The organism is Aeromonas sp. SG16, assembly GCF_024436135.1.
Classification (GTDB): Bacteria; Pseudomonadota; Gammaproteobacteria; order Enterobacterales; family Aeromonadaceae; genus Aeromonas; species Aeromonas jandaei.
Map to the genome: position 1 here is coordinate 22,718 of NZ_JANFNW010000008.1, position 18,690 is coordinate 41,407.

The following is an 18,690-nucleotide window of genomic DNA, read 5'->3' on the forward strand; positions in this document are numbered from 1 at the left end:
ATGAGCACTCATCTTCAATCACCCATTCATCTGCAGTTGCCGCTCAGCGGCATGAGCTGCGCCAACTGCGCAGGCCGCATCGCGACCAGCCTCAACAAACTCGACGGGGTATCGGCCACCGTCAACTTCGCGCTGGAACAGGCGGCCATCGAGTTGGCCAGCCCCGATCGTTTGCCTGCGGTGCTCGACAGCATCAAGAGTCAGGGTTACGACTACGGCAGCGAGACCTTTTTGTTTCAAATTACCGGTATGACTTGTGCCGGTTGTTCGGCTCGACTGAACAAGATGCTGGCCGCGCTGCCTGGCGTTATCTCGGCCGAGGTCAACTTTTCCATAGAACAGGCCCGCATCGTGCTGGTACCCGGGATGCAGACCCCGGCCGCTTTGCGCGAGCAGATCGAAGCGCTCGGCTTCGGCGCCCAGCTGGCACAAGGCTCGGCCAGTGGCCGCCGCCAGCAGTTGCTGGAGCGAGAAGAGCAAGAGGCCGCCACTGCCCGTCAGGCGCAAACCCGGGTCATCGTCTCGGCTTTGCTGACGCTGCCGCTGCTGGTGGGGATGCTGGCCATGGCCGGGTTGTTCCCCTGGCATCTACCCGCCTGGCTGGAGCTGCTGCTCGCCACCCCAGTGCAGTTCTGGATCGGGGCCCGTTTCTATCGCGGCGCCTGGCTCGCCATCAAGAACCGCGCAGCCAATATGGATGTGCTGGTGGCGACCGGTACCAGTGCGGCCTACTTCTACAGTATCTATCTGTTGCTGACGCTGGGGATGGCGGCCAGCGGCAAGCTCTATTTCGAGGCGAGCGCCATCATCATTACCCTGATTTCGTTGGGGAAACTGCTGGAAGCTCGGGCCAGACGCAGCACCCAGTCTGCCATTCGCGAACTGATGGCGCTGCGGCCGGAAACCGCCACCGTCTGGCGTGGCGAGAGCTGGCAGAGCGTCGCCATTGACGAGGTGCTGTGCGGCGATCGGCTGCGGGTGCTGGTGGGAGAGCGGGTGCCGGTGGACGGCAAAATCGTGAGCGGCGCCAGCGAGCTGGATGAGTCGATCCTCACCGGCGAGAGCCTGCCGGTGCCGCGCAGTGCGGGCGATAAGGTGCTGGGCGGTGCCATCAACCGCTCCGGCGTGCTGGAAATTGAAGCCACTACGGTGGGGGAGGACTCCAGCCTCAGCAAGATCATCGCACTGGTGGAGAGCGCCCAGATGGGCAAGGCCCCGCTGCAACAGCTGGTGGACAAGGTCTCCGCCGTGTTCGTGCCGGTGGTGATGGCCATCGCCCTGTTCACCCTGCTGGTGTGGTACGCCATCAGCAACGACTTTGCTCAGGCGCTGCTGGCAGCGGTGGCGGTGCTGGTGATCGCCTGCCCCTGTGCGCTGGGGCTGGCGACCCCTGCGGCCATCGTCACCGGTACCGGCGTCGCGGCGCGTCACGGCATTCTGATCAAGGATGTGGATACCCTGCAGAAGGCCCACGCCATCAAGGCGCTCATCTTCGACAAAACCGGCACACTCACCCAAGGCAAGCCGGTGCTGGCCAGCTGGAGCGGCAATGACGAGCAGCTGCGCCTCGCCGCCGCTCTGCAGCAGGCGAGCGAACACCCGCTGGCGCTGGCCATGCGCGAGGCGGTCGGCAAAGAGGCGGTGCTGCCCCAGCCGGAAGCTGTCGAGGTGCGGGTCGGTGCCGGTATTGTCGGACAGGTGGCGGGCCACAGGGTCGCCATCGGCAATGGCTCCCTGCTGGCCCAGCTCGGTATTGAGCCGCCGCAACAGGATGAGCAACCCGCCGATGGGGCGACCCGGGTCTGGGTGGCCATCGATGGTGTGGTGGCTGGCATAGCTGCCTTGGCGGATACCCTGCGCCCCGAGAGTCCTGAAGCCATCGCCACCCTGCGCCAGCGCGGCATCGCCAGCTGGCTGGTGAGCGGCGATGCACCGGCGCCGGTGGCCCATATCGCCGCCAAGCTGGGGCTGGACGGGGCCTTCGACTCAGTCCTGCCGGCCGGCAAGGTGGAGAAGGTCGCGGCGCTGCGGGCACAAACCCGCGGGCTGGTGGCCATGGTGGGGGACGGGGTGAACGACGCCCCGGCGCTGGCGGCGGCGGATGTCGGCATCGCCATGGGCTCCGGCTCCGATGTGGCGATGGAGACCGCTTCCATTACCCTGATGCGGTCTGACCCGCGGTTGGTGGCCGATGCCATCGATATCTCGGCGGCGACCTGGCGCACTATCCAGCAGAATCTGTTCTGGGCCTTCGTGTTCAATATCATCGGCATTCCGCTGGCGGCACTGGGCTACCTGAGCCCCGAGCTGGCGGGGGCGGCCATGGCCCTGAGCAGCATCACAGTTTTGAGCAATTCCCTGTTACTGAAACGCTGGCAGCCGCGGGCAATTGCCTAGGTCAGCCACAATGTCAGCACTGAATCGAACCGTTAAGGAGTCATCCATGAACATCAGCAAGGTAGCCAAGGCCACGGGACTGACCGCCAAAACCATCCGTTACTACGAGAGCATCGGCCTCATCTCGGCGCCGGTGCGCAGCGACAACGGCTACCGCAGCTACACCGAATCGGCCCTGCGCGAGCTGCGTTTCGTCAAGCGGGCGCGGGAGACCGGCTTCAATCTGGAGGAGTGTCAGGAGCTGCTGGCGCTCTACCGTGACGAGCACAGAACCAGCGCCCAGGTGAAGAAGCTGGCTCAGGAGAAGATCGTCGATCTGCGCGCTCGCATCGCCGGGCTGCAGGCGATGCTCAGCTCGCTGGAGGGGCTGGTCTGCTGCTGTCACGGGGATGAAAACCCCGAGTGCCCGATCCTCGACGAGCTGGAGCGCGGTTGAGTAACTGCTTAATAAAAAACGCTTTATTGTTGCTCAATGAGGGGTAGTGGTAGACTGCTTGGCTCTTGTACAGGAGTACTCAGTTGACCCAGAGTGTGACACGCCAGGTCAGGCAGGCCATCATGGTCCAGCTCTACACCCATGCTTCGTTCAGTCTGCCCTGTCTGGGCTTGCTGGCGTTTGGCTGGAGTCTGCTTTTTCACGACTACCTGCCCGCCAGTGAAGCGCTCGGGTGGCTGGTCGGGGTGTTGCTGTTGCTGCTGTGCCGCGGCTGGCATCTGCGCTGGCGCCAGCCCAGATTGCACCAGACGCCGCTGCCCCTGCTGGAGCGGGAGCTCTTTATCGGGGTGACCATCACCTCCATCAGCTGGGCGCTGGGTGTGCTGCTCTATATGGACAAGCTGCCCGATACTTATCGCGCGGCCATGATGATGCTCACCAGCCTGATCCTCACCGGCAGCGCCATAATGCTGTTTGGCAGTCGCCGCTCGCTCTACGGTGCCGTGTTGCCGCTCGGGTGCGCCATGCTGTTCGAGCTGGGGGCGGGCAACGAGCAGGAGCGGATCGTCTCCTGCATGCTGGCGGGCTACCTCTTCGTCTTTTTGCCGACCCTGCTGCGTCGTCTGCGGCGGGATCAGATCGCCTCGCTCCACCACCGCTTCTCCAACGCTGAACTGGTGGCTGAGCTGAAAGCGGTTTCCGAACATCTGCGCCTCACCTCCCGTCTCGACGGCCTGACCGGCATCGCCAACCGTGCCCATCTCGACGACTGTCTGGAGCGTGCCTGGCGCCGCTGCCACCGGGCCCGGGCACCGCTGTCGCTGGTGCTGGTGGATGTGGATTACTTCAAGCAGTTCAACGATCTCTATGGTCACCAGCTGGGGGATGACTGTCTGCAACAGGTGGCTGGTTTGCTGGCCGAGGTGGAGCGGCGCGAGGACGATCTGGCGGCCCGTTACGGTGGCGAGGAGTTTGCGTTGCTGCTGCCCTGCACCGGCATGCAGGGGGCGTTGCAGGTGGCGGACAATGTGCGGCAATCCCTCAAGGAGCTGGCTATCCCGCACCAGAAATCACTGGTCTCCGGTCGGGTCACATGTAGCTTTGGTGTTGCCACTCTGATACCGGACAACAGCATGAAAATCGCCGATTTGATCCAAAAAGCGGATGCGGCCCTCTATCAGGCCAAGCATAATGGGCGGGATCGAATCGAAGTAGCCTTGATGGGTAAGGTTGCCTGAGTTAATACAGACAGATTAAAGAGGTTGTCTATGCAATGTCATCGTATCGAAGAGCTGCTGGAGTTGCTGCAGCCTGCCTGGATCAAGGAACAGGATCTCAGCCTGGTGCAGTTTGTTGCCAAACTGGCCCAAGAAGCGGGTTTTGAAGGTCCCCTGTCCGAGCTGACCGACGACATGCTGATCTATCACCTCAAGATGCGGGAATCCGACAAGCAGGCGATGATCCCGGGTCTGGCCAAGGATCACGTGCCCGATTTCAAAGAGGCACTGCTCAAGGCACGCGGAATCAAGTGAATCTTGAACAGAAGCACATCACCGCAAGGTGATGTGCTTTTTTGTTGCCGAAATTTGCGATCCAACCCCAATATTAGATACATCTAATCCACACAATTAGCAGGTTGTTTAAGATATAATCCGCTCCATAACAAATAAGGGAGCGATGTCTTGCAATGGCCGATCACGAGAAAATCGATATCAAGGATGTCACCGACAAGAGCGTAACCGGGACTTTCAACCCCAATACGTTCAAAGCCAGCGATGACAGATTCAACCCCGGCAACCGTATCTACGTCCGGGCCCAGACCGGTTACTGGCAGCGGGTGCGCAAAGGGATGGGCTGGTTCTTCGTTGCCCTCTTCGTGCTGCTGCCCTGGCTGCGCTACGAAGGGCGACAGGCGGTGCTGTTCGACCTCGGCCATCAGCAGTTCCATGTCTTTGGTGCCACCATCTGGCCGCAGGATCTGACCCTGCTCGCCTGGCTCTTCATGATCGCCGCCTTCGGGCTCTTCTTTATTACCACCTTCCTCGGTCGGGTCTGGTGTGGCTATCTCTGCCCGCAGACGGTCTGGACCTTCATGTTCATCTGGTTCGAAGAGAAGCTGGAAGGGCCGGCCAACAAGCGGCGCAAGCTGGACGAAGCACCCTGGAGCGGCGAGAAGCTGGCTCGCAAGGGGGCCAAGCATCTGGCCTGGCTGCTCATCTCGCTGGTCACCGGCCTGACCTTTGTCGCCTACTTCCAGGATGTGACCCGGCTGGTGCCGGATGTGCTGACCCTCAAGGCGAGCGGTTGGGTGCTGTTCTGGGTGAGTTTTTTCACCATCATCACCTACGGCAACGCCGGCTGGATGCGCGCCATCATGTGTATCCACATGTGCCCCTATGCCCGCTTCCAGTCCGCCATGTTCGATAAGGATACCTTCATCGTCGGCTATGACCCCAAGCGGGGCGAGACCCGCGGAGCCCGCTCGCGCAAAGCCGATTACAAGGCGCTGGGACTGGGTGATTGCATCGACTGTGACCTCTGCGTGCAGGTCTGCCCGACCGGTATCGATATCCGCGACGGCCTGCAGTACGAGTGCATCAACTGCGGCGCCTGCGTCGACGCCTGTGACCAGACCATGGAGCGGATGGGTTATCCGAAGGGGCTCATCAGCTACACCACCGAGCACAAGCTGGCCAACGACTCTACCCATGTGGCGCGGCCCAAGCTGATTGGTTATGGCCTGGTGATGGCCACCATGCTGGGGGTGTTTGCCTACAACGCCATGTCCATCATGCCGATGGGGCTCGATATCCTGCGGGATCGCAACCAGCTGTTCCGCGAGAACAACGACGGGCTTATCGAGAACACCTATACCCTCAAGATCCTCAACAAGACCCTGCAACCCCAGACCTACCAGCTGGATGTGGAGGGGCTGCCCGAGTATCAGTGGTTCGGCCCCCGTGAAGTGACCCTGAAGGCAGGCGAGATCTACACCCTGCCGGTCAGTCTGGCGGTGGATCCCTACAACCTGAAGCGGCCGACGCTGGATATCCAGTTCGTGCTGAAACGGGAGGGGGCGGCGCCTGATGACAGCAAGGGTAACCTGCGTCAGGGCAGCAAGTTTATCGGCCGGTTGTAACGGTCTGGCCTACCGCCATGCACGGCAATGGCGGGCAGTAGTGATAGAATGGGGCGCAACGGCGCCCCTTTCTTATGGTGGATGACATGCGTTTCAACTATTCCGATCTCACTCCCGACCTCATCATGGATGCGCTGGATCTCAGCGGTCTGCGGCTCGACTCCGGTCTTATCGAGCTCAACAGCTACGAAAACCGGGTCTACCAGTTTCAGGATGAGGATCGTCGCCGCTATGTGGTGAAGTTCTACCGACCCGGCCGCTGGAGCCGGGCCCAGATCCTCGAAGAGCACGAGTTTGCCGCCCGCCTCTGTGAGGCGGAGATCCCGGTCGCCGCGCCGCTCGCCTTTGCCGGCGAGACCCTGTTGGAGCATGAGGGCTACCCGTTTGCCATCTGGCAGAGCGTCGGGGGACGCCAGTTCGAGGTGGACAACCTCGACCAGTTGGAGTGGGTGGGGCGCTATCTTGGCCGCATCCATCAACTCGGAGCCAGCAAGCCGTTCCACCATCGGGTTCGTCTCGACGTGGATAGCATGCTGCACGAGCCGCGTCAGCTGTTGGCGTCTGGCGAGTGGCTGCCAAGCGGGCTGGCCAAGCAGTTCTTCGGGGTGCTGGATGAGCTGATCAAGCATGTCAGCGACGCCATGACCCTCGATGTGGCGCAGATCTCCCTGCATGGTGACTGCCACCCGGGCAACATCCTCTGGCGCGATGGCCCCATGTTTGTCGACCTCGATGATTGCCGCACCGGCCCTGCCGTACAGGATCTCTGGATGATGCTGAATGGCGAGCGCAACGAGCAGCTGATCCAGCTCGACACCCTGCTGGCTGGCTACGAGGAGTTCATGGAGTTCGACACGCGCGAGCTGGCGCTCATCGAGCCGCTGCGGGCGATGCGCATCGTCCACTACATGGCCTGGTTGGCACGGCGCTGGGAAGACCCGGCCTTCCCCCGTCACTTCCCCTGGTTCAACACCGATCACTACTGGCGCCAGCAGATAGCGACCCTGCACGACCAGCTGGAGGCGCTCAAGGCTCCGCCGCTCACCCTGACACCCGGCTGGTGAGCCAGCTGGCCGGAGTGGCAGGGGATGAGTCAGCAGAGGTTATGCGCGGGCTGTCGCCGCTCCTGATCACCGGTCGGCAGCGAAGGGAGGAGATGAGCGGCAAGAGGGACTCAATCTCCTGTTCTGGCCATTGACTGGGCAGAGGTGACGCAATAGGCTTGGCACTGCTTCGGTTCGCCGGGCGTGCCTCACAGTGATCCCTTAACAGGAAACATCATGAAAAAAATCCTATTTTTCCTTGCTGCCATGCTGATGATCCCCATGGTTCACGCCGCCCCCGAGTTCAAGGAAGGCGTCAACTACGATGTGGTGAAACAGACTGGTACTGCCCAGCCGGAAGTGATGGAGTTCTTCTCCTACTACTGCCCGCACTGCGCCACCTTTGAACCGATCGTCGAGCAGATGAAAGCCGAGCTGCCCAAGGGTGTCACCCTGAAGAAGAACCCGGTCGGTTTCCTCGGCCGTGAAATGGGCCCGGAGATGCAGCGTGCCTACGCCGTTGCCAGCCTGCTCAACGCCGAAGCCAAACTGACCCCGGCCATCTTCAACAAGATCCATGTTCAGCGTCAGCCGCCGATGAGCCGCGATGACGTGAAGCAGCTCTTCGTCGCTAACGGTGTACCGGCCGAAGAGTTTGACGGCGCCGTTGACAGCTTCGCCGTGTCCGGCATGGTCTCCCAGTTCGATCGCAACATGGAGAGCTACAACATCCGTGGCGTACCGGCCTTCCTGGTGAACGGCAAGTACATGATCAAGATTGAATCCATCTCCTCTCAGGAGCAGTTCAACCAGCTGGTGAAATTCCTGCTGGCCAAGAAAGACTGATCACTCTTGAATTGATAAAAAAGCCCGCCGGTGCAAACCGGCGGGCTTTTTGTTTTCTGGCAATCTGGCAGGTCAGACCCCGACGTGGAACGCCTGCTTGAGGTTGCGGATAAACTCCGCATCCCGGCAGAGGGTCTTGCCCGGGCTGTCGGAGATCTTGGCAACCGGGCCGCCATTGCACTCGATCAGCTTGAACACGATGTTCATCGGGCTGACGCTGGGCAGGTCGCAGGTGAGCTTGGTGCCGATGCCGAAGCTGGTGTTGATGCGGCCGCGGAAGTGGCGGAACAGTTCGACCGCCTTGTCGAGATTGAGGCCGTCGGAGAAGACCAGGGTCTTCTCGGCAGGGTCGATACCGAGGCGCTGATAGTGGCTGATCGCCTTCTCGCCCCATACCACGGGATCGCCGGAGTCGTGGCGCAAGCCCTGATAGCGGCTGGCCAGCTCGAAGTCGAAGTCGCGCAGGAAGGCATCCATGGTGATGCAGTCGGTCAGGGCGATGCCGAGATGGTCGGTGAACTCGTCCAGCCAGCTGGTGAGGGCGGCGCGCTGGCTGTGTTCGAGCGGGAAGCCGAGCTGCTGGTGAGCCTGGAACCACTCGTGGGCCTGGGTGCCGACGGCTGGCAGCTGGTACTTCTGGGCCAACATGTAGTTGCTGGTGCCGCGAAACGCCGGCAGCCGCTCCTTGAGGCGACCCACCACGGCATCCTGTACCGCGTGTGAGAAGCGGCGGCGGGTGCCGAAGTCGATGAGGTTGAACTCGCTCATCTCGTCGCGACTCAGCTCCCGCTCCAGCTTGTCGAGCTTCTGATCGAGCCGCTCCAGCGCGTGGCTGACGCCAAACTGGGGGTAGCGGAAGCGGTTGCGCATCTCGCTGATGATGGCGAGCACCGGGATCTCCCACAGGATCACATCCTGCCACGGCCCCTCGACCCGCACATTGATGCGGCCATCCTGTTCGAACACCTTCAGCAGGGAGGCGTCGAGCGGCTTGCGGCGCAGATGGTCGAGGTAGTCGGGAGTGAAGAAGGGGCGCTCGGCCAGAAAGTGGTGCTCGGATTTGGTCAGCCGCAGGGAGCCGGCGAGGCGCAGTTGCTCCTCGATCTGCCCCATCATGGGCAGCAGGTCCTCTTCGTTGCGGCTGTGGAATTCAGCCACCACCTCGGCATCCGGATAGCGATGAAACACCGCTTGTTGCATATGCAGCTTGTAGGCGTCGGTGTCGAGCAGGCTGGTTAGGATAGGGGGCATATCAGGCGTCCAGCAGGCGTTGAACATCGGTCAGGGTCTGGGCCAGTTCGGCGCCAGCCTCGATCATCTGGGTGTGGGCGCTGGCAATCGTCTCGGGCGCGATACCACGGCAGGCATCGAGGTGGACGATCACCCGGAAACCGGCGCGGCGCAGTTGCAGCACGCTGGTCTTGACGCAGTAGTCGGTGGCGAGGCCGCCGACCAGCACAGTGGTGACACCACGGGCTTGCAGGAATTCGATGAGGCCGGTACTGCGGCGCTCGGCCAGATCGTGGAAACAGGTGCCATAGGGGTGCAGGTCAGGCTCGACTCCCTTCCAGATGAAGAAGTCGTAATCGATGGGAGCGGGCAGGCCGTCGAGCAGCTCGAACCCCTTGCTGCCGGGGACGCAGTGTACCGGCCAGGTGAGATCGGCGTTAGGAAGATCAAGCGGTTGCAGCATGGTCGCAGGCTCGCTGGCCACCCAGACTGCATTGGCGGGGTGGGCATCCTTGCTGCCGATACGCAGGCTGGCGAGGGTGGCCTGAGCGTTGAGGGCCGCCACAATATCATCCCCGCCCGCGACGGGCAGTTCGTTCGGGCAGAGAGGGGTAAAGCCCTTCTGCGCATCAATATCCAGACTGGCGACGGTTCCCATGATTGGCTCCTGCACATACTATTCGTGTGATATTATCTACCAAACATTAATGGAAGGCGAGCAGGGCGATCGGGATGCTGAGAATGAGTCTGGATATGGTGGTGCTGCGGTTGCATGAGGAGCGGCTCGAATTGCTGCTCGAGACCCGCGATCGCCCCCCTTTTGCCAACTGCTGGCAACTGCCTGCCCTGCGCATCGACGAGACGCTGGACCGGGATCTGGACGCCGCCCAGCGCCGCCTGCTGGCGGAGTGGGGGCTGGGTGACTGCTACAGCGAGCAGGTCTGCACCCTCGGCAATCTGGAGCGGGATCCTCGTGGCTGGTCCACCACCCTGGTTTACCTCTGTCTGGTGGCGCCTGAAGTGGAGATCCGCCATGGTTGCTGGCATCCAGTCTCTACCCTGCCGGGCATGAGCCTCGCCTTCGACCATCTCCAGCTCATCGCCAAGGGGCTGGAGCGACTGCGCATCAAGAGCCGCTACAGCACCCTGCCGTTGCAACTGCTTGGCACCGAGTTCACCCTCTCCGAGGTGCAGCGCGCCTTCGAGATCATCCTGCAGACGCCGATGAATACGGCCGCCTTTCGCAAGCGGATCCATCGCGCCGACATTCTGGTGGATACCGGCCGCAAGCGTACCGGCAAACAGCGCCCCGCCATTCTCTACCGGATGGAAAGCCCCTGCTGTGTGATGTTCGATCAGGTGATGCACGGAGCGGAAGCATGAGCGCATCCCCTGTTCGTGTGCTGGTCAGCGCGTGTCTGCTCGGTCAGCCTGTGCGCTACGATGGTCAGAGCAAGGGGATCGTCAGCGACTTGCTAAGTGAGCTGGGTGCCGAGGGGCGGGTCTTGGCCTTTTGCCCCGAAGTGGCGGGCGGTCTGCCGACCCCGCGCCCTCCTGCCGAGCGGCAGGGCGAGCGGGTAGTGACGGCGAGTGGACTGGATGTGACTGCCGAGTTTGACCGCGGTGCCGAACTGGCGCTGGAAATCTGTCAGGCGCAGGGTATTCGCTTCGCCCTGCTGAAAGAGGGGAGCCCCTCATGTGGCAGCGGCCGTATCTATAACGGCCGCTTCGAAGGTGTTTCTGTGGCGGGCGAGGGCAAGACCGCCGCCCTGCTGCGCCGCCACGGTATTGCAGTGTTCTCGGAGGATCAATTGGCCGAGTTGGCCTCGGCGCTCTCTTTGGATGCATCCCCGGATTTGGCGGCCACCGGCAGCGGCGCCTGACCGCTCTGCCACCCCTCCAGCACCTCGTCTTTCTCCTGCCAGCGCTGGTTTAGCCACTCCTGAAAACCGCGTTTGAACTGCTTGTCGTTGAAGTAATCCCCTATGAGGGCCTCATCCACCGGCAGCTCCTCGATCCGCACCTGAATGCGTTTTACCCGTCCCATCAGGAAGTCCTTGAACGGGGTCTCGGCGTTGTCCGGATAGCGGATGGTGACGTTGATCAGGCTGTCGAACTGCTCGCCCATGGCGGCCAGCGTAAAGGCCAGTCCTGCCGCTTTGGGCGGCATCAGGTGGCGATAGCGGGAGCGGGCAGCATCCCGTTTCTGCTCGGTGAAGCGGGTCCCTTCCACGAAATTGATGACGGTAGTGGGGATATGGCGAAACTTCTCGCAGGCATTGCGGGTGGTCTCGATATCCTTGCCGCGCAGGTGCGGGTTGCGCAGCAGGAATTCCCGTGAATAGCGGCGCATAAATGGCATATCAAGCCCCCAGCAGGCGAGCCCCAGCAGCGGGATGTAGATCAGCTCGTGCTTCATGAAGAACTTGGGCACCGGCAGCCGGTCGCGAAACAAGTGGCCGAGCACCACGATGTCGGTCCAGCTCATGTGGTTGCTGATGATGAGATACCAGCCATCCTTGCGCAGCCGGGTGCTGTCTTCCACCTGCCAGTCGATGCGGGTGGTGAGGCGGATCACCAGCGCGTTGCAACCGAGCCACAGGCGCATGAAGCGGTTGTTGAGGCGGCTGCAGGCGCGACCAAAGGCTGGCACCGGCAGCAGCAGTTTGGCCAGCGAAACCAGCAGGATCAGGCTGGCGCACAAGGCGGTAAAGAGAATGGTCAGGCCGGCGCTGATGAGGAGCACCAGTGGGCCGGGAAGCATGGATAACATGAGTGTTTACTGCGCCTTGGTTGCCAGCAGCTGGTTCAGGGTCTGGTCTTTTTCGTGCCAGATCCCGTTCAGCCACTGCTGAAACTCTTGTTGGAACTCGGGGTCATTGAAGTAATCCCCCACCAGTTTGCGGTCGATCGGCAAATAGCGGATCTGAACCTTGATTTGCCCGACCCGGCCGCACATGAAATCCCAGTAGCTGGGAATGCCGTCCGGGTAGGCGATGGTGACATCCACCAGTTGATGCAACTGGTCACCCATGGCGGCCAGAGTAAAGGCGATGCCGCCTGCGCGCGGATGGAGCAGGTGACGATAGGGCGAACCCTGCTTCTGATGTTTGCCCTTGGTGAAGCGGGTGCCTTCGACGAAGTTCATCACACTCACTGGAATGTGGCGGAACCGGGCACAGGCTTTACGGGTTGTCTCTATGTCTTTTCCCTTCAGATGGGGATGCTTTTCCAGAAATTTCCTGGAATATCGCCGCATGAAGGGGAAGTCGAGCGCCCACCATGCCAGACCGAGAAAAGGTACCCAAATCAGCTCTTTCTTGAGGAAAAACTTCAGGAAGGGAATTTTTTGGTTAAAAACCCGCTGCAGTACCAGTATGTCGACCCAGGATTGATGGTTGGCAATCACCATATACCACTCATTCCGGCGCCCTTTGTCCACTCCGACCACATCGAAAGGGGTTCTGATGATGGTTTTCTGGATCAGATTGTTGAAACCGATCCAGCAGCTGGCACAGCCATCCAGCAGCCAGTTGCAGAGGGTACGCCACCCCTTGATGGGGAGCAGAAGTTTGAGCAGACCCAGCGAGAAGATGGGAACAAACCAGAAGAGGGTGTTGAAAAAATAGAGCAGGGTGGAGAGGCTGCCGCGCAGTCGCTCTATCAGCTTGTTGGGCATGAGTCGGGTCCGTCTTGCTGTCGATAAAGGGCCATCAAGTGGTCAGATCTGTGGCAATAATATCAGCCGATGGCCCGTGAGACCATTCAGAGCCGTTACGGGGTTGGACTCACCCTTTCCCTTCTGTCAGCTGCTGCGCAGTCGCGACAGCAGCCGATCCATGGCCCGGTAGCCGAGCGCCTCGATAAGATGCTCCTTGCCGATAGCCGGTTGCCCGGCCAGATCGGCGATGGTTCGTGACACCCGCAGGATGCGGTGCCAGGCCCTGATGCTGAGCCCCAGCTTCTGGATGGCTCCTTCCAAAAATTCGGCATCTTGCGGTGATAGTCGGCAAATATCCTCTATCTCGCGGCTATCAAGCAGGTTGTTGAGCTTGCCGTTGCGGCTCAGCATCCGCTCCCGTGCCGCCAGCACCCGATCACGGATCTGCTGGCTCGACTCCCCCCGCTCCGCCTTGCCGGTCAGACTCCCCTTGGGCAGCAGCGGCACCTCCACCGTCAGGTCGAAGCGGTCGAGAAAGGGGCCGGAGAGCTTGCCGAGGTAGCGCAGGATCTGATCCGGGCTGGAGCGGGTTTGGCCATCGCCATAGTGGCCACAGGGGCTGGGATTCATGGCGCCCACCAGCTGGAAGCGGGCGGGGAAATCCACCTGACGGGCGGCCCGGCTGATGGTGATGTGGCCGGTCTCCAGCGGCTCGCGCAGGGAGTCGAGCACCTTGCGCTCGAACTCGGGCAGCTCGTCGAGAAACAGCACCCCGTTGTGGGCCAGCGATATTTCGCCGGGCCGCGGGTGGCTGCCACTGTCATTTTTCGAAATTAGTGAGACAGGTCAAACCATAGATCAATGATTTAGGGCTATTTTTACTCAAATAAATGAGACGATTTTTTGTCAATAGATGAGACGAGGTCTACTTTGAGTGGAAATAGCTGCGACAAGGTGAAGGTGCATCAAGTTCGTAAGATAGGCCCTACCCGCCGAAGTGTCTCTGGTAGCTATTCGTTTCGTGGAAAAGAGGCGATCCAGTATGAATCCACGCTGGAGCGCGACTTCCTCATTCGCCACGAATTTTTCCCCAATATTGTCTCGATCACTCCTCAGCCCGTTGAAATCCCATTCATCGGTGACAACGGTAGGGCCTACACCTATACCCCTGATTTTCTGATGTCCTTACGGCGCCTCGATGGTGAAGCCACGCAACATGTCCTGGTGGAAGTAAAACCCCGGGATCTATGGATGGAAAACTGGCGGGCATGGTCATCCAAGTGGAAGGCCGCAAGACGTTTTGCACGCAATCAAGGATGGTCATTCAAGATCTATGACGAGTCGCGGATCCGCGACCGTGCGCTTGAAAACATCAAGTTCCTTGAACGCTACCAACGTTTTGCCCAAGAACCAAGACACACAGATACGTTACTGCATGCCCTGTATCAAATAGGGCCGTTGAGCCGTGATGCTCTGTTCGCTCACTGTGGGGTAATAGCAGGAGATGAACGCCCCTGGGCTGTTGCCATTTGGTATCTCCTGGCAACCCGTAGAATCGACTGTGACATCACATTACAGCTTGATGGCTCGACCATACTTTGGACACATCAAAATGGATAATGACAAGCCAACAAGGGCGCAAGGTGGCATCGTCCCCATCCGCCAGCGGCTGGCTCTGGACGTTGGTCAGTTTGTTCAGCATGAAGGGCTGACATACCGAATCGTGCAGCAAATCGACTTCAACAGTCTGCTTGGTAGTGACGTAATCACAGGCCGCAAAAAACTACTCCCTATTAATGAGCTCTCATCCCCACCAAATCCGCAGGTCGCCAAACTGGATCCCCGCATTGACCTCGATGGTATCGAGGATAAAGATTGGCGCGCTGCGAATGAACGATTCGAAGCCATAAAACCCCTGCTCGACCAAGCTCCCAGTATTGGACGAGAAGAGGTTAATAAGCGTGCTCTCGAGGTCGGTGTCAGTTCTGCGACCTTGTATCGCTGGCTATCCAGATATCAGGCAGTAGAGACATTGTCGGCTCTCATACCGATGAGCCGTGGTTGGCGAGGTGGCCGAACCCGATTGACCCCACAGCAAGAACAGCTCATCAACGAGACCATTGAATCCATTTACTTGACCGTTCAGCGTTCTTCTATTCAAAAGGTTGTTAATGAAGTTTTTCTCCAATGCGAGAAGCAAAACATTCCACCTCCTGGGGCTTCGGCTATCAGGGCAAGAGTAGAGCAGATATCAGAGCGAGAGCAGCTGAGGAGGCGAGGCTTTAGGGAGAAGGCGAAGAACAAATTTACTGCTGCTCCCGGTAGTTTCCCTGGCGCAGACTACCCTCTCTCTGTCATCCAGATTGACCACACGCCAGCCGACATCATCCTGGTCGACGACATCCATCGTAAACCCATCGGCCGCCCGTGGATTACATTGGCAATGGATGTCTATAGCCGGATGGTGACCGGGTATTACCTCTCTTTCGATCCACCTTCCGAAACATCTGTCGCCATGTGTGTTGCTCATTCCATCCTTCCCAAGGAGGAGTGGATGACATTGCACCATGTGGAAAGTAGTTGGCCTGTATGGGGCATCCCTAAAACGATCCATGTTGATAATGGCGCTGACTTCCGATCTATCAACTTCAGCAAATCCTGTCAGATGTACGGCATCAATCTCAGTTTCAGACCGGTCAAACAGCCCCGGTATGGCGGACACATAGAGCGGATCCTCGGTACTCTGGTCAAAGAGCTGCATGACTTGCCTGGAACCACATTTTCGAATATCCGGGACCGTAAAGACTACGACTCCGACAAGCGGGCCGTTATGACCAAGGACGAGCTCGAGAAGTGGCTGGTGACGTTTATCTGCAATATCTATCACCAACGCTACCACAATGGCATTGGCATGAGCCCTCTGGCCAAGTGGGATATTGGCATCAATGGAAATAGTGAAGTTGACGGGATTGGCTACCCACCAAGACCTGCAGATAGGATGACGATCCTACTCGACTTCCTGCCGTCATTCAGACGAACCGTGCAGGTATTCGGTGTCACCATTGAGGGGCTCACCTACTTTGCGGACACGCTGCGCTTCTGGCTCAACGCCACAGATCCGGATACCGGGACAAAAAGACAGTTCATTTTTCGTCGGGACCCAAGAGATATCTCCTACATCTGGTTCTTTGACCCAGAGCTAGAGCAATACTTCAAGGTCCCGTTGGCAGATCAGTCACTACCATCAATGAGCATGTGGGAGTATCAGCAGGCTAGGAAGCGATTGAAAGAGCAGGGATACGTGTCCCCGACTGAACCCCAGATCCTCAATACCATCACTCAACTGCGTGAGATCGTCGAAGAGTCCAAAAGCTCGACCAAAAAAGCACGTCGACAGTCACAACGCAGACGTGAACATGAGAAAGGTATTAGTCCTGCAACCCCCTTGCCGGTCCCAGGCACACCCATATCTCCGATACCTGAGCCATCAGCGTTAGATTTCAGCGAGATAGAGCCTTACGACGATGGAGATATAGCATGAATGATCTCGCGCACCTTCATCCCGACTTCCGACATGTGATGAAGCTGTCGGACCAAGAGCGAATGGCCTTCATAAACCAGCCGAGGTGGATTGGTTACACTGCGGCCAACCAGATACTGGCAGCTCTCAATGAGCTCGTTGAACAGCCCAAGAAACCCAGGATGTTGAATTTGCTACTGGTTGGTGAACCCAACAACGGCAAGACTACAATTGTGCGTCATTTCCATGAGCAGTATTACAAGGCTACTGAGGATGAACACCCAGAAGGATTCAAGCCCATCATCCTCGCGGAATCACCGCCAACGGCTGATGAGAAAGGGTTATATGTATCGATACTGGAGCGATTTTTCACGCCCTACCGAATATCTGATCCAACTGTAAAACTGCGCTACCAGGTCATTCACCTCTGCCGGGTATGTAAGGTGAAGATGCTGATTATCGATGAGTTTCACTCGCTGCTGGCTGGATCTGCAATCAAACAGCGGGAGCTCATGAATGCCATTAAACTGCTATGTAATGAACTAATGATCCCTATTGTGGCGGTGGGGACGACAGAGGCTGTTCGTGTTCTGCACACAGATCCCCAACATGCCAGTCGCTTTGATGTCAAAACCCTGCCAGCTTGGAAGCTGGACAACGAGTTCGCAAAGTTGGTGCTAAGTTTCGAGCGTATCTTGCCGCTAAAGCGGCCATCGTCATTGCGCACAGCAGAGTGCATCCAGCTTCTCCATGCGATCTCAGGAGGTAATCTGGGCAATCTGCAGCGATTACTTTCCACATGTGCCATCGCAGCAATCAAGGATGGTTCGGAGCAAGTCAGCCGTGACCTGATTGCACAGCACATGTGGCTTCGTCCCACAAACGGCCTGAGAGAAACCATGAGGTGAGCCTTATCTGGCCTGTACAGATATCCCCTCTCAAGGACGAGCTGTTGTCCTCTTGGCTCGTCAGAGCATCCTTGGCTCATGGGTGTGATCCAATGTCTCTCACATCCGCTGTATGGCCAACATGGAGAGCCTGGACAGTCGATATTGATCGTACCCTTGATGACACAAGATTACAGAGCCTGTGCGGCTCATCAGGCTTGAGTATTGATGAGCTGCGTAGCATGACCCTGTTTCATCATCTGGATGGGAAAATCCTTTTAATCGGGAAAAGGCCTTCCAATTTGCCTTGGGTGATCGCAATGGGGAGTCGTAATCGTCAGCACAAGATGGGCGTGCCCTATTGCCCAGGTTGCTTGCGAATGGATGAGCCCTATTTTCGGTGGCAATGGCGCTTGGCATGGCATACCTACTGTCCTCTACATCATCATGAGCTGATTGAGTGCTGCCCTTCTTGCAATATGCCGGTTCAGTATCACCGAGTTTCAGCACAGACACCTCACATAGGGATTTGCTTCCACTGTGGCTATGACCTCAGCTCGGCGGTCTCTGCTCGTGTTGAGGCGATGCAGACGGATTTCCAGAAACTTGCGTCCAATGTCTTTGGCACAGGGGCAGCAGACTGGGGAGACAGGCAGATATCATCCCTAGACTGGTTTTTATTGGCCAAACTTTTACTCAATCTCATCCGACGCGCGGCATTCAGAGAACAAAAGGCACCCTCGCATTTAGGGGATTGTATCCAGGCCACTGGAATTGATTTGCACTCACTCCCGTTGCCGCCAACACAGTTACCAATAGAGCTTTTACCGATCGAGCAAAGAAAACCCCTCCTGGCAGCGGTGGCTCAGATGCTATCCCTTGAGCGCGATCTACTGCTCCATTTACTCAAGGAATACGGGATCTCACGCAATACGTTGATGAATGAACTTAGTTGGCCATCAGAGGTTGTGATGGATTGGCTCGATGATCTACCGGCAAACAGCATTCAACGCATCAGAACTAATCCCATTCAGATCCGGAGGCCTAAAGCCAAAGAGGTTGTTCGCCGTGAATGGGCCAGATTGTTACGCCGCCATGGCCTGCTGCGATGAACGATATCCCTACCCGAGAGTGTTTCGGCTGCGGTCGACTGATGGAGCGAGCACACCGGATCTTCAAGAAAGAGTCCTATTGTGGAACATGCTATGCGCGTGAATTTAAGCGCAAACCATGTCCTCAATGCGGTGAGATGGCTCGGTTGCCAGAGAGGCATCCTAACGCAATCTGTTCGAGCTGCGAAAAGCGTAAACCCTGTGTTCGCTGCGGCAGGGAGGGGTATCGACTCGGGCTAATGAGTGAATATGGGCCTGTATGCATGGCATGCGCCAGGTACTTTTCTGAAGAGAAGGCGTGTAGCCGGTGTGGCTCAGTTTCACGCCACCTTTCTCGGGTACAACGCCTTGGTTTTGATGAACCCGTCTGTCCTCGATGCGCTAGAGCTGACCATGCTTGCTGCCAGGCTTGTGGCCGG

Annotated in this window: 17 protein-coding genes and 1 pseudogene; 13 read left to right on the forward strand and 5 right to left on the reverse strand. The window is 58.7% G+C overall.

Features of this window, described 5'->3' with window-relative positions; genetic code table 11:
• From NOM67_RS16715 to NOM67_RS16745, 7 genes are all read left to right on the forward strand, one after another.
• Entirely contained in the window at window positions 1-2,397 is a 2,397-nt protein-coding gene (locus NOM67_RS16715; RefSeq protein ID WP_255938818.1) for a heavy metal translocating P-type ATPase, read from the forward strand.
• A gap of 46 nt (window positions 2,398-2,443) precedes the next feature.
• Entirely contained in the window at window positions 2,444-2,833 is a 390-nt protein-coding gene (gene cueR / locus NOM67_RS16720; RefSeq protein WP_041209465.1) for a Cu(I)-responsive transcriptional regulator, read from the forward strand.
• Between the two features lie 83 nt (window positions 2,834-2,916).
• Window positions 2,917-4,071: a diguanylate cyclase gene (locus NOM67_RS16725; protein ID WP_041209466.1), complete on the forward strand. Its 1,155-nt coding sequence runs from the start codon at window positions 2,917-2,919 to the stop codon at window positions 4,069-4,071.
• Between the two features lie 30 nt (window positions 4,072-4,101).
• Window positions 4,102-4,365, forward strand: coding sequence for a YihD family protein (locus NOM67_RS16730; RefSeq protein WP_005339598.1), 264 nt, complete (start codon window positions 4,102-4,104; stop codon window positions 4,363-4,365).
• A gap of 155 nt (window positions 4,366-4,520) precedes the next feature.
• Window positions 4,521-5,972: a cytochrome c oxidase accessory protein CcoG gene (gene ccoG, locus NOM67_RS16735; RefSeq protein ID WP_042031955.1), complete on the forward strand. Its 1,452-nt coding sequence runs from the start codon at window positions 4,521-4,523 to the stop codon at window positions 5,970-5,972.
• A 74-nt stretch (window positions 5,973-6,046) separates the two neighbouring features.
• Window positions 6,047-7,036 (forward strand): serine/threonine protein kinase, encoded by a 990-nt coding sequence (locus NOM67_RS16740; RefSeq protein WP_208737576.1) that lies wholly within the window; start codon window positions 6,047-6,049, stop codon window positions 7,034-7,036.
• Window positions 7,037-7,252: 216 nt separating this feature from the next.
• Window positions 7,253-7,861, forward strand: a complete 609-nt coding sequence (locus tag NOM67_RS16745) for a thiol:disulfide interchange protein DsbA/DsbL (RefSeq protein WP_041209469.1) — start codon at window positions 7,253-7,255, stop codon at window positions 7,859-7,861.
• 72 nt (window positions 7,862-7,933) lie between these two features.
• Here the strand turns inward: NOM67_RS16745 and pncB are convergent, their stop codons facing one another.
• Window positions 7,934-9,112, reverse strand: a complete 1,179-nt coding sequence (pncB, locus tag NOM67_RS16750) for a nicotinate phosphoribosyltransferase (RefSeq protein ID WP_255938820.1) — start codon at window positions 9,110-9,112, stop codon at window positions 7,934-7,936.
• A 1-nt stretch (window position 9,113) separates the two neighbouring features.
• Complete coding sequence (locus NOM67_RS16755; protein WP_156854234.1) at window positions 9,114-9,749, reverse strand: nicotinamidase; 636 nt, start codon at window positions 9,747-9,749, stop codon at window positions 9,114-9,116.
• 74 nt (window positions 9,750-9,823) lie between these two features.
• On the opposite strand from NOM67_RS16755, the gene NOM67_RS16760 reads away from it, so the two are divergent.
• Together NOM67_RS16760 and NOM67_RS16765 are read left to right on the forward strand one after the other, a co-directional pair.
• Window positions 9,824-10,474 (forward strand): DNA mismatch repair protein MutT, encoded by a 651-nt coding sequence (locus tag NOM67_RS16760; RefSeq protein ID WP_033114740.1) that lies wholly within the window; start codon window positions 9,824-9,826, stop codon window positions 10,472-10,474.
• On the forward strand, window positions 10,471-10,974 hold the full coding sequence (locus NOM67_RS16765) for a DUF523 domain-containing protein (RefSeq protein WP_208737578.1): 504 nt from the start codon (window positions 10,471-10,473) through the stop codon (window positions 10,972-10,974). The genes NOM67_RS16760 and NOM67_RS16765 overlap by 4 nt, the downstream gene beginning before the upstream one ends.
• Here NOM67_RS16765 and NOM67_RS16770 read toward each other — a convergent pair.
• The 3 genes and pseudogenes from NOM67_RS16770 to NOM67_RS16780 form a co-directional block, all read right to left on the reverse strand.
• Window positions 10,899-11,864: an acyltransferase gene (locus tag NOM67_RS16770; protein ID WP_255938821.1), complete on the reverse strand. Its 966-nt coding sequence runs from the start codon at window positions 11,862-11,864 to the stop codon at window positions 10,899-10,901. The two genes, NOM67_RS16765 and NOM67_RS16770, sit on opposite strands and share 76 nt — an antisense overlap.
• Before the next feature lie 6 nt (window positions 11,865-11,870).
• The gene (locus NOM67_RS16775; RefSeq protein ID WP_071913708.1) at window positions 11,871-12,770 is read right to left on the reverse strand and encodes an acyltransferase; all 900 of its coding nucleotides are present in this window, start codon (window positions 12,768-12,770) and stop codon (window positions 11,871-11,873) included.
• Between the two features lie 126 nt (window positions 12,771-12,896).
• Window positions 12,897-13,571, reverse strand: a pseudogene (locus NOM67_RS16780) (ATP-binding protein); the annotation flags it as partial.
• A gap of 111 nt (window positions 13,572-13,682) precedes the next feature.
• Between NOM67_RS16780 and NOM67_RS16785 the strand changes: the two are divergent.
• From NOM67_RS16785 to NOM67_RS16800, 4 genes are read left to right on the forward strand one after another with little or no spacing between them, the layout of a single operon-like run.
• Window positions 13,683-14,372 (forward strand): TnsA endonuclease N-terminal domain-containing protein, encoded by a 690-nt coding sequence (locus NOM67_RS16785; protein ID WP_236374904.1) that lies wholly within the window; start codon window positions 13,683-13,685, stop codon window positions 14,370-14,372.
• Window positions 14,365-16,293, forward strand: coding sequence for a Mu transposase C-terminal domain-containing protein (locus tag NOM67_RS16790; protein WP_255938825.1), 1,929 nt, complete (start codon window positions 14,365-14,367; stop codon window positions 16,291-16,293). Before NOM67_RS16785 ends, NOM67_RS16790 begins: the two co-directional genes overlap by 8 nt.
• Window positions 16,290-17,180 carry a TniB family NTP-binding protein gene (locus NOM67_RS16795; protein ID WP_255938827.1) on the forward strand — a complete coding sequence of 297 codons (891 nt, stop codon included), beginning with the start codon at window positions 16,290-16,292 and terminating at the stop codon, window positions 17,178-17,180. Before NOM67_RS16790 ends, NOM67_RS16795 begins: the two co-directional genes overlap by 4 nt.
• Window positions 17,177-18,271 (forward strand): TniQ family protein, encoded by a 1,095-nt coding sequence (locus tag NOM67_RS16800; protein ID WP_255938829.1) that lies wholly within the window; start codon window positions 17,177-17,179, stop codon window positions 18,269-18,271. The genes NOM67_RS16795 and NOM67_RS16800 overlap by 4 nt, the downstream gene beginning before the upstream one ends.
• The last annotated feature ends 419 nt before the right edge of the window (window positions 18,272-18,690 follow it).